This window comes from Thalassospira sp. UBA4513 (assembly GCF_002388495.1).
In the GTDB taxonomy this organism is placed as follows: Bacteria; Pseudomonadota; Alphaproteobacteria; order Rhodospirillales; family Thalassospiraceae; genus Thalassospira; species Thalassospira tepidiphila.
Genome location: NZ_DGMR01000032.1, coordinates 39,270 through 53,774, shown reverse-complemented (window position 1 = coordinate 53,774; position 14,505 = coordinate 39,270). Strand labels below are relative to the sequence as shown.

13 protein-coding genes are annotated in these 14,505 nt (G+C 54.6%); 6 read left to right on the top strand and 7 right to left on the bottom strand.

From position 1 onward, the window contains the following. Genes B2T33_RS13050 through B2T33_RS13040 form a run of 3 tightly spaced genes read left to right on the top strand, consistent with a single transcriptional unit; the run spans nucleotide 1 to nucleotide 3,446 of the window. A complete protein-coding gene (locus B2T33_RS13050; RefSeq protein ID WP_197147201.1) occupies nucleotides 1–2,004 on the top strand; it encodes an acetyl/propionyl/methylcrotonyl-CoA carboxylase subunit alpha in 2,004 nt (667 codons plus the stop codon). Next, the gene (locus tag B2T33_RS13045; protein ID WP_197147200.1) at nucleotides 2,004–2,933 is read left to right on the top strand and encodes a hydroxymethylglutaryl-CoA lyase; all 930 of its coding nucleotides are present in this window, start codon (nucleotides 2,004–2,006) and stop codon (nucleotides 2,931–2,933) included. Before B2T33_RS13050 ends, B2T33_RS13045 begins: the two co-directional genes overlap by 1 nt. Before the next feature lie 3 nt (nucleotides 2,934–2,936). Then, nucleotides 2,937–3,446, top strand: a complete 510-nt coding sequence (locus tag B2T33_RS13040) for a GNAT family N-acetyltransferase (protein ID WP_286792264.1) — start codon at nucleotides 2,937–2,939, stop codon at nucleotides 3,444–3,446. Between the two features lie 16 nt (nucleotides 3,447–3,462). Here the strand turns inward: B2T33_RS13040 and B2T33_RS13035 are convergent, their stop codons facing one another. The 6 genes from B2T33_RS13035 to B2T33_RS13010 all read right to left on the bottom strand — a co-directional run bounded on the left by B2T33_RS13035 (nucleotide 3,463) and on the right by B2T33_RS13010 (nucleotide 11,123). After that, nucleotides 3,463–4,851 (bottom strand): MATE family efflux transporter, encoded by a 1,389-nt coding sequence (locus B2T33_RS13035; protein ID WP_286792263.1) that lies wholly within the window; start codon nucleotides 4,849–4,851, stop codon nucleotides 3,463–3,465. 37 nt (nucleotides 4,852–4,888) lie between these two features. Beyond that, nucleotides 4,889–6,226 carry a hypothetical protein gene (locus tag B2T33_RS13030; RefSeq protein ID WP_286792262.1) on the bottom strand — a complete coding sequence of 446 codons (1,338 nt, stop codon included), beginning with the start codon at nucleotides 6,224–6,226 and terminating at the stop codon, nucleotides 4,889–4,891. 426 nt (nucleotides 6,227–6,652) lie between these two features. Continuing rightward, on the bottom strand, nucleotides 6,653–8,320 hold the full coding sequence (locus tag B2T33_RS13025) for a methyl-accepting chemotaxis protein (RefSeq protein WP_286792261.1): 1,668 nt from the start codon (nucleotides 8,318–8,320) through the stop codon (nucleotides 6,653–6,655). Between the two features lie 341 nt (nucleotides 8,321–8,661). After that, the gene (locus B2T33_RS13020; protein ID WP_008890568.1) at nucleotides 8,662–9,177 is read right to left on the bottom strand and encodes a DUF934 domain-containing protein; all 516 of its coding nucleotides are present in this window, start codon (nucleotides 9,175–9,177) and stop codon (nucleotides 8,662–8,664) included. After that, nucleotides 9,164–10,819, bottom strand: a complete 1,656-nt coding sequence (locus B2T33_RS13015; protein WP_286792260.1) for a nitrite/sulfite reductase — start codon at nucleotides 10,817–10,819, stop codon at nucleotides 9,164–9,166. The genes B2T33_RS13020 and B2T33_RS13015 overlap by 14 nt, the downstream gene beginning before the upstream one ends. 10 nt (nucleotides 10,820–10,829) lie before the next feature. After that, complete coding sequence (locus tag B2T33_RS13010; RefSeq protein WP_008890566.1) at nucleotides 10,830–11,123, bottom strand: DUF2849 domain-containing protein; 294 nt, start codon at nucleotides 11,121–11,123, stop codon at nucleotides 10,830–10,832. Between the two features lie 216 nt (nucleotides 11,124–11,339). On the opposite strand from B2T33_RS13010, the gene B2T33_RS13005 reads away from it, so the two are divergent. Beyond that, nucleotides 11,340–11,756, top strand: coding sequence for a DUF1489 family protein (locus B2T33_RS13005; RefSeq protein ID WP_064781603.1), 417 nt, complete (start codon nucleotides 11,340–11,342; stop codon nucleotides 11,754–11,756). A 2-nt stretch (nucleotides 11,757–11,758) separates the two neighbouring features. Here B2T33_RS13005 and gcvA read toward each other — a convergent pair whose 3' ends face one another. Continuing rightward, on the bottom strand, nucleotides 11,759–12,706 hold the full coding sequence (gcvA, locus tag B2T33_RS13000; protein WP_286792258.1) for a transcriptional regulator GcvA: 948 nt from the start codon (nucleotides 12,704–12,706) through the stop codon (nucleotides 11,759–11,761). 138 nt (nucleotides 12,707–12,844) lie between these two features. On the opposite strand from gcvA, the gene B2T33_RS12995 reads away from it, so the two are divergent. Then, entirely contained in the window at nucleotides 12,845–13,087 is a 243-nt protein-coding gene (locus tag B2T33_RS12995; protein WP_286792257.1) for a DUF1127 domain-containing protein, read from the top strand. A gap of 247 nt (nucleotides 13,088–13,334) precedes the next feature. Beyond that, nucleotides 13,335–14,387 (top strand): polyphosphate kinase 2, encoded by a 1,053-nt coding sequence (ppk2, locus tag B2T33_RS12990; RefSeq protein WP_286792256.1) that lies wholly within the window; start codon nucleotides 13,335–13,337, stop codon nucleotides 14,385–14,387. The last annotated feature ends 118 nt before the right edge of the window (nucleotides 14,388–14,505 follow it).

The window sequence follows — 14,505 nt, the reverse complement described above, 5'->3', positions numbered from 1 at the left end:
ATGCCGCGCAAACTTCTGATCGCCAACCGCGGTGAGATCGCCTGCCGCGTGATCAAGACCGCCCGTCGCATGGGAATTACCACGGTCGCCGTTTATTCCGATGCCGACGCCAATGCCCTGCATGTCAAACACGCCGACGAGGCCTATCACATTGGCGCGCCTGCCCCCAAGGACAGCTATCTGCGCACTGACCGGCTGCTTGAAGTCATCGCACAATCAGGTGCTGACGCGGTTCATCCGGGCTATGGGTTCCTGTCGGAAAATGCCGGTTTTGCTGATGCGCTGGAAAAAGCTGGTTGCATCTTTGTCGGGCCACCGGCCAGTGCGATCCGCGCGATGGGATCAAAATCTGAAGCCAAGAAAATCATGGGCAAGGCTGGCGTTCCGCTGGTGCCGGGCTATCACGGCGAAGATCAGGACCCTGATCTTTTTGCAGTTGAGGCCGACAAGATCGGCTATCCGGTATTGATCAAGGCATCCGCCGGGGGTGGCGGCAAAGGCATGCGTGCGGTTGAAAAGGCATCCGATTTCAAGGACGCGCTGATCAGCTGCAAACGCGAAGCCGCAAGCAGCTTTGGCGATGACCATTGCCTGATTGAAAAACTGATCGTCAAACCGCGCCATGTGGAAATTCAGGTCTTTGCCGACAGCCATGGCAACGCGGTCTATCTGTTTGAACGCGATTGCTCCCTGCAGCGTCGCCATCAGAAGGTGATTGAAGAGGCCCCTGCACCGGGTATGACCGAGGACCTCCGTGCGCAGATGGGCAAGGCCGCCGTAGATGCCGCCAAGGCGATTGGCTATCAGGGGGCTGGAACAGTTGAATTCCTGCTTGATGCGTCGGGTGCGTTCTATTTCATGGAAATGAACACCCGCCTTCAGGTCGAACATCCGGTGACGGAAAAAATCACCGGCGAAGATCTGGTGGAATGGCAATTGCGTGTGGCCGATGGCGAAAAACTGCCAAAGGCGCAGGAAGACCTTTCGATCAACGGGCACGCATTTGAAGTGCGCATCTATGCCGAAGACCCGCAGAATGATTTCCTGCCGGCAACCGGCAAGCTTGTCCATATGCGCATGCCGCGCGAAACCGATCATGTGCGGGTTGATACCGGCGTTTATGAGGGCGGCGAAGTTTCCATCCATTATGACCCGATGATCGCCAAGCTGATCACCTGGGATGTGGACCGCACATCGGCCTTGCGTCGCATGGCGACCGCATTAAACGATGTTCAGATTGTTGGTGTCACCACCAACACCGGCTTTCTTGGCAATATCGCTCGTCATCCGGCCTTTGAACGGGGCGAGGTCGAAACCGGTTTCATCCCGAACTATCAGGATGATCTGATCCCCGCTCCTACCACGCCCGATAACGAGGCGCTGGCATTCGCCGCCCTTGATATCCTGCTGACCCGCGATGCCGAGGCCGCCCGTTATGCAGCCCAAAGCAACGATCCCTATTCGCCCTGGCACAGCACGGCGGGTTTCCGGCTGAATGACGATAACCACCATGACCTGATCCTGCGTCATGACGGGTCGGACCTGCTGGTCAAGGTGCATTACCGTGATCAGGGCTATGTCATCGATATGCCTGATGGTAGCGCTATCATCGCCGGTGCCGAGCATGATGAAAATGGTGCCATCGTTGCCAGCCTGAATAACGTCCGCAAACGTGCTTCGGTGCTTCGTGACGGCAATCGTCTGATGATATTCCGTGATGGTCGCTCGGACCGTCTCGACATCTTTGATCCGCTGGCCGCGGCTGGTGGCAACGAAGGTACGGGTGGTGGACTGACCGCACCGATGCCGGGCAAGATCATCGCTGTTATGGCAAAGGCCGGTCAATCGGTCACAGCGGGTGACAAGCTTGTCGTGATGGAAGCGATGAAAATGGAACACACCATTTCCGCCCCTGTCACCGGCACGATCAAGGAAGTGTTCTTTGGCGTCGGTGATCAGGTCGATGATGGCGCAGAACTGATCGCGATTGAGGAGGCCGAATAATGGCCCTGCTTTCCGATCTGCCAAGTCACGTCAAGATTGTCGAAGTCGGTCCGCGCGACGGGCTTCAGAACGAAAAGGCGATGGTCCCGACTGCAACCAAGGTCGAGCTGATCCATCGCCTGAATGATGCCGGTTTATCGGTGATCGAGGCCACCGCCTTTGTCAGCCCGAAATGGGTGCCACAAATGGCAGATGCGCCAGATGTCATGACCCAGATCACCCGTAAGCCCGGTGTGACATACCCTGTTCTGGCCCCGAACATGAAGGGCCTTGAGGCCGCGATTGCCGCGGGCGCGACCGAGGTTGCGGTATTTGGCGCGGCATCGGAAAGTTTCTCGCAAAAGAACATAAATTGCTCCATCGCAGAAAGCCTTGATCGCTTCCGCCCGGTGGCCGACGCGGCACGCGAGGCAGGTCTTGCAGTACGCGGATATGTTTCCTGCGTGCTGGGCTGCCCCTATGAAGGCAACATTGCGCCTGAAAAGGTCGCCGAGGTCGCAAAGGCGCTTTATGACATGGGCTGTTACGAAATCAGTCTGGGCGATACCATCGGCACCGGGACGCCCGCCAAGGCACAGGCGATGATCGCCGCTGTTGCCAAACATGTACCGACCGAAAAGCTCGCCGCCCACTTCCATGACACCTATGGTCAGGCACTCGCCAATTTGCTTGCTGTGCTGCAAATGGGTGTGGCCGTAATTGACAGTTCCGTCGCCGGTCTTGGTGGCTGCCCCTATGCCAAAGGGGCCAGTGGCAATGTCGCGACCGAGGATGTTGTCTATATGCTGAACGGGCTTGGCATCAAAACCGGTATCGATCTTGAAAAGCTTGCCGAGACAGGAAGCTGGATTTGTGATCAGATAGCAAAATCAAGCGCATCAAAGGTCAATCTGGCCTTGGCAGCAAAAAGATCAACGACCGGGGACTAATGGATGGGCCCGTCAAAATACAGCTTCAGACGGGCCACCCCAAATGATCTGCCGATGATTGGCCGCTGGCTGCATGTGCCCGAAGTTATCCGCTGGTGGGGCGAACCGGCCGAACAGCTTGAACTGATTTCCGAAGATGTCGAACTGGCCGAAATGGCGACCCTGATTGTGTCGTACCGCAATCGGCCGTTTGCCTTTGTCCAGCATTACGACGCCCATCAATGGCCACAGGCGCATTTTGATCCCCTGCCGGAACAAACCCGTTGTCTAGACGCCTTTATTGGCGTGCCAGACATGATGGGCTGCGGGCATGGACAAATGTTCCTAAAGATGCTGACACGCCAATTGTTTGAACGTGGCGCGCCCATGATCGGGATAGACCCCGATCCGGAAAACGAACGTGCTATTCGGTGTTATGAGTCCATTGGTTTTGTTGCCGGGCGGGAATATGAAACCGCCAAGGGCCCGTGTCTTTTGATGACGCTTAATGCCCGCGATCAGAAACAAGGCTGATCTTTCTGATCGCAAATCACCCTGCGCTCCCGCCCCCAACCACGGGCTTGTGTGTCCCCGATTGCAACAATTGGTCTGAACGAGGTTTCTGGCACGCCAGCCTGTAGCTGACGATGCCGGTCAAGGCACCAAACAACACAATCCCTGCGACCTGCCCCCACAAAACCCCGACGGCCCCGAAATAGATGCTGCCCAACCAGACGAGCGGGATCACGCCGAGAAACTCCTTGGCAAGATCGGCAAGCATCGCAAGATTAGGCCGCCCGGTGACGTTAAAGAAGGTATGGGATGAAAACTGCAGCCCCAGGAACATGTAAAGCGGCGCAATCGCCGTACAAAACAGGCCCAGCAGGTTTGCAGTTTCCGGTGTGGTGCGAAACAGCTCAGCCAATTGGTCAGACAAAACAAACAACAGCCCCGACACCACCAGACCATAGACAACAATCAGCCCCCAGACCGAATGCCAGATGGCCCGCACCCGATCCGTACGTTTGGCGGAAAAGTTCTGCCCAAAGATCGGCCCGATAGCTTGGGGCAAGGCCATGTAACCGACAAAAGCAAATGGGGCGATGCGTTCGATGATCGCCATTGCCGCGACGGCATCTGAGCCAAAGTTTGCCATTGATGCCATGATAAAGCCGCTGGCAATTGGCGGGCCGGTTTTGGCCAGCCCGACCGGCACGGTGACCCTGGCAATTTCGCGAACATCTTGCGCGAATACAGCACGATCAAAGCGGCCCAGCATGTTATGCACATTGCGCACGCCATAAAACGCAATCACCATAATCACGACGCGCGATATCACGGTGGCCCAGGCGGCACCTTCCACACCCCAGCCAAAACCAAAGATAAATATCGGATCAAGCACGCCATTGGTGACCGCCCCTGCGACCTTGGCCCACATCGACCGCTGTTTGGCACCGATCACCCGTAAAAGCGCACCGGATGCCATGCTAAGCACCAGAATGGGCAGGCACAGCATGACGATCTGAAGATAACTTGTACCAAGCGCATGGACGCGGCCTGATGCGCCAAGTGCTGCCAGCATCGTTGGCGCCCCCCACCAAATCGCCACCGTCATCAGAACCGAAAGACCGACACCGAAAAGCAGAATATGCGTTGCCATCACACGCGCGCGGTCACGGTCGCCAAGCCCTTCGGCCCGTGCCACCAATGCCGTCATCGATGTCGACACCCCAAGCGATATCGCCAGCGTGAAAAATATCAACGGCCAGGCAAAGCCAAGTGCGGCAACAATATCGACGTCACCCAGAAGGCTCAGGAAAAACAGATCAAGCGCATCGACAGCCACCATCGCAACAAGTGCAAGCATGCTTGTCGAAGCCATGCCGAGGATATGGCGCAGAATCGACCCACCAATAAAATACTGCTGCTGCAACGCCATTTTGGGTTTGATCCGTCACGGTTGGAAAAGCGAGGCATCAATCGTTTTTGAAAGAGCTTGCAGATGTATCGGCACTGACAAGGAACTTGTGCCGTTGCCGCCTTGAAAGATGTTCTGTTTCTGCCGTCGACACCGGTTGTTTCGCCGCAAGGTTCAGATCCGTTCCAGCCTTCCATTTCGCGGCGATGACGCTTGGATTTTGCGGGCAGAACTCATTTAGCCGGGCGATAACGTGATGCTGCACACGGCTGGCCTCGGGGAATTTCCGATCCGTCCAGAACCGTTTGCGTGGCCTGAAATACCCGACCTCATCAAGAAACGAAACGCCGAAATAGTGGCAAGATTCAAGCGAATTATAGAAATGTTCGTCAAAGACAAAACTGCCATCCTTGCGCATCGAATGGGTCAGACACCAGTCCAACATCTCGTCAAGTTGCCTGGATGCGAAATCGCGCTGGGCTGATGTCATATGCGACCAGCCATGACGAAATATCTTCGCGACATCGTAATTGTTGTGGTTGTTGAAATTGCCGCGGCTCCGCCAGCCAACCGGATATTCTTCACCACGCCGCTCAAGGGTCGTGCGGATCAGGCTTGGCCAATGACGAACATCCCCTTTGCGATAGGACACAATGTGGAACGTAAAACTCAGATCATCATAGCGATGGGTTTTACCATCTGATGAATACCATGGCCCCCAGTAACCGGTTTCCGGGTTTTGAATGTCGTCAAGGAAATCGGTAAAGGCCTTGATATAGGCATCATCAAGCGCGATCCCGCGCACATATTCGCGGGCAAAATTGCGCAGGCGCGGCTTGAAGCACAACTGCGCCAGACAACACAGGACCGAGCCCAGTTCATCACGCTTGTTGCGCCCGGTTGCGGCGATATCCGACACCAGAAGGTCTTCGAGATAGGTGCGCATTTTCGGGATGGTTGATACCGGCTCAAGAAAATGAAGCGGATGGCGCGGTGCGCGTTTTTCCGTTGCCAGTTCGTGCAGACGAACAATGGTCGCATCAAACTTGTGATGGAACTCGGTATATTGCCAGCCCCACGATCCATCGACCGATGATTGGCGCGCAACGTAACTTTGATCAGTTTCGGCAAAGCTGCTTTCAAGGCGCGTTACAAGATCATCGAGCCGCGGCCAATAGGCCGTGTAACGTGCAAGCCACTTGGCATAGATATAAAGCTGCTGGGACGCAAGCATGGTGCGGCTATATTCGCTGAACCGGCGCAAAACCCCGGCCATGGCACCAAGATGATCGTTATATCTTTGTACTTTGTCGTGATAGGCACGGTCATAGCGGGCGAAATCCCGCGTAATCACGCATCCGTCAACCGCATGAGCAAGTCCCGATACAGTAGTCATCTATGGTTCCGGCCACCTCGCTTGATCAAGAGAACGGCTGTCTGTGATTAGAACCACCTTCTTTGCCCAAAAGATGGCACACATCGAAAACTACGGATGTCGGTCAGAGATCCCCTTCCGGGCTGCTATCGTCACGCAAGGAACAGCCGACTAAAACCTTAAAGGTTGTCTCAAATACCAACATAAACAGCTATTAATTGCATACAGGATATTGCGACCTGACGCTACCCTTTTGGCGAAAACTATACGTATTCATATTACCAAAGATTAATATGGCACTGATACTCGGTTTCGCGGGACGCACAGTTCAAGTAACTCTAAAATAATAACTTTCTAAAGTTTTCAACCGCCATGCGGACAGAAAAAGGGGCACCCAAACGAGTGCCCCTCAGTCAGAACATATTTGCCATGTTCGAATGTATAGGATTACACAGCGCGTACCGCGCTCAGGAATGCCTCGACCTTGTGACGCAGGCTTTCAGATTCCCGCGACAATTCTGACGCGGCACTAAGCACCTGTTCGGCTGCAGCCCCGGTGGACCCGGCCGCCTCGTTCACACTGACGATGTTCGATGTTACCTCGGTCGTACCGACGGAGGCTTCCTGAACGTTGCGGGTGATTTCAAGGGTTGCCGCCCCCTGTTCTTCCACGGCACTTGCGATGGCGGCTGATATTTCGCTGATCTCCGTGATGGTGGACGAAATCGTGCCAATCGCCGTCACCGCCCCATCGGTTTCATTCTGAATACCGGTGATCTGGTTGGTGATGTCCTCGGTCGCGCGTGACGTCGCGGTCGCAAGGTTTTTGACCTCTGCTGCGACAACGGCAAAGCCTTTGCCGGCATCGCCCGCACGGGCTGCCTCGATGGTGGCATTCAGGGCCAGCAGGTTGGTTTGTTCGGCGATGTCGCTGATCAGACCGACCACATCACCGATCTTTTGCGCGGCCTCGGCAAGGCCACGGATCTGGATGTTGGTTTTCTCGGCATCTTCGACTGCGCGATTGGCAACCGTCGATGACTGGCTGACCTGCTGGGTGATTTCAGCGATCGAAGCGCTGAGTTGTTCGGTCGCACTGGCAACGGTCTGCACGTTGGTCGATGCCTGTTCGGCGGCGGCCGCAACGATGCCCGACTGACGACTTGTTTCCTCGGCCGTGCTGCTCATGCCGGTTGCGGTTGACTGCATCTCGGTCGCGGCAGAGGCCAGGGTTTTAAGAACGACGGAAATCTCCTGGTCGAAGCCCGTGGTCAGTTCGCTGATTTTTCTAGCACGCTGTTCCCGGCGTTTTGCCGCCTCGGCTTCCTGTCCGGCAAGTTCATCGGCACGGATCATGTTTTCCTTGAAGACCAGCACCGCCTTGGACATATCGCCGATTTCATCGCGGCGATCCTGGCCTGGAATATCAATCTGCTTGTTCCCACCGGCCAGTTCCTTCATGACCTCGGTGATCTGACGGATCGGACGCGAAATACCCGTACCGATGATCCAGGCGGCAAAACCACCAAGGATCACCGCGACACCGCCGACAATGGCGGTAACGATCACCGCCTGTGACGCCGCCTTGGTCGCACGCGGACCGATTTGATCCTGTTCTGCCTTGACCGACAGTTTCAGATCTTCGAGATTTTCGGCAACCACCGGGCCAACTTCATCGAGCGTATCAGCCACCAGTTGATCACGCGCCGGATCCCCCACGGGCAGTGACGCAACCTTGTCGAAGGTATCGCGATAGATGATCAGGTTTGCCCCGGCAGATTGCGCCGTTTCAATCATTTGCGGTTCATCAAGCAGGGCAACAAGTTCGTCATTCAACTTTATTGCTGTCGCCAGACGCTCATCGACATTGTCTGCCGCGGCACTGTCCCCTGTCAGCAGATAGTGTTTAACCGAGACGCGTGCTTCAAGCAGGTTGGCCTGCACCCTGCCTGCTTGGTTGGACTGCAATGCGATATGGCGATACCGCACAAAGTCATCCCCGACACTGCTGATCGAGAACTCCGACCAGAGAGAGGCAAGTACGAGCAAAACCAGCACAACGCCAAAGCCGCCATATACTTTTGTTGAAATTTTGAGACGATTAAACATCGACATAAACGAGGTTCTCCCAATTACTCTGTCACCTCATTCATCATATTATATTTTTACAATCATTACGTGATATACGCGTGATTACGTCACTATGCGTTAGGTGATATAGGCCTATTCATTGTGAGGACACCTTGCGTATAAGCATAAAACTTAAGAATAATCTTATATATACGTTTGATTTGGAGAAAGATTATCGTGAAATCAATGATGTAATTTCACTTATCAGAGGATTTCCAATGTATTGAGCCATGTGGGAAAAGAAAAAGGGCCCCCTGTTCGGGGACCCTTGATTAAATGGCTCAGACTTATTCGACAATGGTCGAAGGCCGGATGCTTTTCGCCGTTTACTGCAAAGCGGCGCGACGACGTTCGCGCAAAGATTGTGCCGTGACGCGGCCATCACCGGTCGGCTGATAATAGACCGACATTTCCTTAAGTGCGGCGCGCACCTTGTTCAGAGCGACTTCGCCTTCGACCTTAAGATCATAGGCGTCAAAGCCACAGCGGTGCATGTAAAGGATCTGATCACGCAGGACATCGCCAACCGCGCGAAGCTCGCCGGTGAAGCCCATGCGTTCACGCAACACCCGGCCATAGGAATATCCACGGCCATCGGTGTAGGCCGGGAAATTGACCGTGATGATCGACAGACGGTCAAGATCATCTGCCAGATCTTCGGGCGCATCGCCCGGGTTCAACTGCACACCCAGACCGCCATTGCGGCCCAGAAGGCTGTCACGTTCTTCCTTGAAACGGGCGAGCGGCACAATCAGGTTTTCATCGCTTGCCGGAAGGTCGCCTTCGGCATCAACCGTGATCCATTCCTGTTCGATCACGCTGTCATTCTTAACGATCGCCATAAAGCACCTCCTTGAACGGATCCATGCCGACACGACGGTAGGTGTCGATGAAACGTTCGCCGCTTTCGCGGATATCAATATATTTGGTCACAAGGCTTTCGATCGCATCGACCACTTCGGCTTCGGAGAAACCGGCACCGGCGATCTTGCCGATCGAGGCATCCTGGCTGGCATCGCCACCCAGCGTGATCTGATAGAACTCCTTGCCGCGCTTATCGAGGCCAAGAATACCGATGTGACCAACATGGTGATGCCCGCAGGCATTGATGCAGCCGGAAATCTTGATCTTGAGTTCGCCAATGTCATGTTGACGATCGAGATCCCCGAAACGTTCGGAAATCCGCTGTGACAGCGGGATCGAACGCGCGGTTGCCAAGGCGCAGTAATCAAGACCCGGGCAGGAAATGATATCGGTGACATAGCCAAGGTTGGCGGTGCCAAGGTTAGCCTTGTCCAGTTCACTCCAAACCGCGAACAGATCGGCCTTTTTGACATGCGGCAGAACAAGGTTCTGTTCGTGGGTCACACGCACATCACCAAAGCTGTATTTTTCCGAAAGGTCGGCAACCAGTTCCATCTGGGTATCGGTCGCATCGCCCGGAATGCCGCCAATCGGTTTCAGCGATACGTTGGCAATCGCATAGCCCGGCTGTTTATGTTCAATGACGTTCGAACGCACCCAGTTGGCGAAAAGACGGTTTTCCGACTTGTGACGTTCGAAATCGGCATCGTCGTCAGAAAGGGTTTCAAACGCCGGCGGGGCAAACTGTTCGATGTAATGGGCGATTTCCGCATCATCAACGCGCAGCGACCCGTCCTTGATCTGGGCCCATTCCTCTTCGACAAGCTCGCGGATTTTATCAATGCCTTCCTCATGAACGAGGATCTTGATACGCGCCTTGTACTTGTTATCACGACGGCCAAAGCGGTTATAAACGCGCAGAATGGCTTCGAGATAGGAGAACAAATCGTTCTTGCCGATAAACTCGCGGATGGTCTTGCCGACAAACGGCGTACGACCAAGGCCACCGCCAACCATGACTTCAAATCCGGTTTCACCCGCATCGTTCTGATGCATGCGAAGACCGATGTCATGCACCTTCACCGCGGCACGGTCATTTGGTGATCCGGTTACGGCGATCTTGAACTTGCGCGGAAGATAGGTGAATTCCGGATGGAAGGTCGACCACTGACGGATCAGTTCGCAATAGGGGCGCGGATCTTCGATTTCATCGGCCGCAGCACCGGCATACTGGTCGGTCGTGGTGTTACGAATGCAGTTGCCTGATGTCTGGATCGCATGCATTTCGACCTTGGCAAGGTCGAGCAACGCATCAGGGATTTCATCAAGCTTCGGCCAGTTATACTGGATGTTCTGGCGGGTGGTGAAATGGCCATAGCCCTTATCATAGACCCGCGCAATCATGCCAAGCTGGCGCAGCTGGTCAGCGCGCAGCGTGCCGTATGGAACGGCAACGCGCAGCATATAGGCATGCAGTTGCAGATACACACCGTTCATCAGACGCAGCGGACGGAACTGTTCCTCGGTAATATCACCGGCTAGGCGGCGTTTTACCTGTTCGCGGAACTGTTCAGTCCGTTCATGGACAAGCTGGCGGTCAAAATCGTCATAACGATACATGGGGCTCTCCTTATACCGCCTGATAGCCGAGGTCTTCGCGGACACTCGGACCTTTGGTGCGCAGAACTTCGCGGTATTTTGTCGGCACGATATCCGCGCCCTGCTGTTCGACATCAATCAGATACGGCCCGACAATCACGATATCGAGTTCGGGTGCACTGGCTTCAGCCAAAAGCGCATCTGCGGCCTCTTTGCCGTCAGCGATGCGGGCATCGTTGATGTTTTCGCTCCAGCTACCATCGCTGGTCAGGAACACCACCAACCCGTCTTCCAGACGGTTTGCCGTGACAACTTGCAGGGACATTCGGTTCTCTCAGCCTGTAAATCTCTCGGGTTTGGTCCTGTATCGGACCTTTTCTGCACCAGAATTTGGCTGATTACCCCTTATTGGTCAAGTTTTTTTGTGAAATATCATATATTACACTTATTTTTGTGTTTTAATAATCCACTATTGACCGCTCGGCGTACGGGTTCTACCTCATCAGTCATTGAACACCACCGCACAAGAAACCCTCCTGATATGCCTCTGAACATCATCAAACTGAGCGTCGGCACAGAAAGCCCCGAAAGCCTGAAGGAATGGCAGACCTATTTCCAGGCCATGCACGGGCGCATTTTCCACACCACACGCATGACACCCAAACGCAAGGCAGAGATTCTTGATGGTGGATCAATTTACTGGGTGATCAAGGGGGCCGTGCGCTGCCGGCAGCAAGTCATTGATCTTGAAGAATACGTCAATGAAGAAGGCACGAAATATTGCCGCATCGTTCTGGACGAGGAATTGATCGCCACCCGTCCCTATCCGCACCGCGCGTTTCAGGGGTGGCGCTATTTCCCCGATGACAAATGCCCGCCAGATGAAAAACAGGGTGGCGGCACCGACGCCCTGCCCGATGACATGGCCGATGAATTACGTGACCTTGGGTTAATCTGAGCTTAGTCCTCTACAGGCGCGTCCGCCTCATCCGGATCAATTTCGCGCAAGGTTTCAGCCACTTCATTTTTAAGCCAGCTGACAAATGCCTTAACGCGCGGCCGTCTCAGGTGCTCCTCCGGATACACCAGATAATAGGCCCCGCTCGAGGCAACGCTTTGTGCAAACGGTCGCACCAGATTTCCCGCCGCCAGATCAAGGGCGGCCAGACTTGTGCGCGCCATGGCAATCCCCTGCCCCATCAGGGCGGCCTGAATGACCATGTCGCCGGAGTTAAACCGAAGACCGCGGCTGACATCAACACCCTCGGCACCGACACCGTTGAGCCAGAATTCCCAGTCGGCGGCATGCGGGTGATCCATAAAGGTGGTGGCATCATGAAGCAATTGGTGCCCGGCGACATCGGCCGGTTCTTTCAGTTCGGGATTGGCGGCAAGATAGGCCGGGCTGCACACCGGGAAAGACTCGTCACGCATCAACATTTCGCACACCAGCCCCGGATAATTGCCACTGCCGAACCGAACCGCCAGATCAATGCCCTCGGTCCGTAAATTGACAAGCCGGTCATCGGCATGAATGCGCACATCAATATCGGGAAACGCATCGCGGAAATGCCCGAGACGCGGCACCAGCCATTTCACCGCAAAACTTTGCAACACACTGACCGTCACCACACCGGCTTCCTCAATCGTGGTCAGGCGTTCGATCTCCTCGGCAATGCATGAAAAGCCTGCTGTGGTTGCCTGGGCCAGTTGCGCGCCCTCTTCGGTCAGATGGATCTGACGCGGCAACCGATGAAACAGCTTGAAACCAAGATATTCCTCAAGCTGGCGGACCTGCTGGCTGATGGCGCCCTGAGTGACAAACAGCTCCTCGGCCGCCTTGGTGAAGCTCAGATGGCGGGCAGCGGCATCAAAGGCGCGCACGGACTGCAAAGGCGGAAGCCGCATGGATATTACTCCAACATCATGAATTAGAATTCCTAATCCGTTTGATCAGAAATACTCGTTTGTCGCGCTCCAAAGATAGCCGCAATATGGCTTCAACAGCAAACATTGCATTAGCAATATTAACTCATGGAGAGAATGATGGCTTATTCACTTAGCCCTGCTCCGTCTGCCGTGGAGCGCCCGCCCAAAGCAAGTATCCGTAAGTTCATTACCACCCTTGTTAGCCGCCTCAATGATCTTTCAAACCGCTTTGCACGGTTGCTTGCGGTTCGTGAAGAACGTCGGATGTTGCTCAGAATGTCAGATCAGCAGCTTGCGGACATCGGGATCACCCGTGCCCAGGCCGAAGAAGAATACCGGCAGTCTTTCCCGCTGCGATAACCCTGCACGGGATCTGTCCTGCATTACCCCGCCCCCACGGAACACAGCGCAAGACAGATCCACACCCTTCGTGCCACCGCACACCCCACCCTTGGCCTGGTCAATGCCCTCACATTGACCGGGCTTTTTCGTGCGTCATGTTCATAGATCGCGCAACAGGTCGTAATTTGATCCATTGCATTGCGATGAGTTCAATAATCCCGCAAAGTTATGGTTACATCTGACCACAACCGGCGGAATCGGGCGCATGACCTCGGAAAAGAAAACGTCAAAGAAAACCGTGAAAACAGCCAAGCAGGACAGTAATGACGTGCTCGGTGACGCAACACGGCGCACGGGTAAAAGCCGATCTGCGGCCAACCGCACAGATGCCCTTTCGAAACTTGATACTGAGGCAAAGGACCACTTCTTGCTGGACTCCGAAAACCTGACCATGGAACGGATTGACGACCATCCTTCGGGCCCGAATAAAACAACCAGCCAGAACCTGCGCAACATTGCGGAAGATCAGCTTCCACCCGATATCGACCTGAACCCGAAGGCGCGGGCAAAGAAGATGCAGGGTAAGCAATATCTGGAACTGATTGCCCCGCTTCATATCGAGCTTTTGAAACTGCAAAACTGGATCAAGGCGGAAAACCTCAAATCGCTGATCATTTTTGAAGGGCGCGATGCCGCTGGCAAGGGCGGCACGATCAAACGTTTTACCGAACATCTTAATCCGCGTGGTGCCCGGATTGTCGCCCTTGGCAAACCCAACGACCGCGAATTGACGCAATGGTATTTCCAACGCTATATCGAACATCTGCCCAGTGGCGGTGAGATCGCACTGTTTGACCGGTCCTGGTATAACCGTGCGATGGTCGAACGTGTGATGGGCTTTTGCAGCATGTTTGACGTCAGCGAGTTTTTGCAATCCGTACCCGAACTTGAACGCATGCTGATCCGATCCGGCATCCACATGACCAAGTTCTATTTCTCGGTCAGCAAAAAAGAACAGGCACGGCGCTTTAAACAACGCCAAAGCGATCCGCTCAAACAATGGAAACTGAGCCCAGTTGATCTGGCCTCCCAGAACCTTTGGGATTCCTATACCGAGGCCAAACGCGACATGTTCTTTCATACCTCCACCACCGACAGCCCGTGGGTGATCGTGAAGTCAGATGACAAGAAACGTGCGCGCATCAACGCCATCCGGTTCTATCTGTCGAAGTTTGAATACCCCGGAAAACGGCCGGAAATCCTTGTATATGACCGCCGGATCATTCACAGCGTCGCCGAGGAACTTGATGAGGATTGACCAGATCGCTCAATCTCTGGTCTTCCGGATGGTGAAAACATTGTCGTGGTAACATTTGCGTTCATTGACATTGCCCGCGCTGCAACCTTTACTGGAGGCATATAAACCTTCGGGAGGC

Bases quoted from the DNA above. Each gene is read 5' to 3' on its own strand.
- B2T33_RS13030 (WP_286792262.1), bottom strand. From the start codon at position 6,226: ATGACTACTGTATCGGGACTTGCTCATGCGGTTGACGGATGCGTGATT.
- B2T33_RS13050 (WP_197147201.1), top strand. From the start codon at position 1: ATGCCGCGCAAACTTCTGATCGCCAACCGCGGTGAGATCGCCTGCCGC.
- B2T33_RS13010 (WP_008890566.1), bottom strand. From the start codon at position 11,123: ATGTCCCTGCAAGTTGTCACGGCAAACCGTCTGGAAGACGGGTTGGTG.
- ppk2 (WP_286792256.1), top strand. From the start codon at position 13,335: ATGACCTCGGAAAAGAAAACGTCAAAGAAAACCGTGAAAACAGCCAAG.
- gcvA (WP_286792258.1), bottom strand. From the start codon at position 12,706: ATGCGGCTTCCGCCTTTGCAGTCCGTGCGCGCCTTTGATGCCGCTGCC.
- B2T33_RS13040 (WP_286792264.1), top strand. From the start codon at position 2,937: ATGGGCCCGTCAAAATACAGCTTCAGACGGGCCACCCCAAATGATCTG.
- B2T33_RS13035 (WP_286792263.1), bottom strand. From the start codon at position 4,851: ATGGCGTTGCAGCAGCAGTATTTTATTGGTGGGTCGATTCTGCGCCAT.
- B2T33_RS13005 (WP_064781603.1), top strand. From the start codon at position 11,340: ATGCCTCTGAACATCATCAAACTGAGCGTCGGCACAGAAAGCCCCGAA.
- B2T33_RS12995 (WP_286792257.1), top strand. From the start codon at position 12,845: ATGGCTTATTCACTTAGCCCTGCTCCGTCTGCCGTGGAGCGCCCGCCC.
- B2T33_RS13015 (WP_286792260.1), bottom strand. From the start codon at position 10,819: ATGTATCGTTATGACGATTTTGACCGCCAGCTTGTCCATGAACGGACT.
- B2T33_RS13020 (WP_008890568.1), bottom strand. From the start codon at position 9,177: ATGGCGATCGTTAAGAATGACAGCGTGATCGAACAGGAATGGATCACG.
- B2T33_RS13025 (WP_286792261.1), bottom strand. From the start codon at position 8,320: ATGTCGATGTTTAATCGTCTCAAAATTTCAACAAAAGTATATGGCGGC.
- B2T33_RS13045 (WP_197147200.1), top strand. From the start codon at position 2,004: ATGGCCCTGCTTTCCGATCTGCCAAGTCACGTCAAGATTGTCGAAGTC.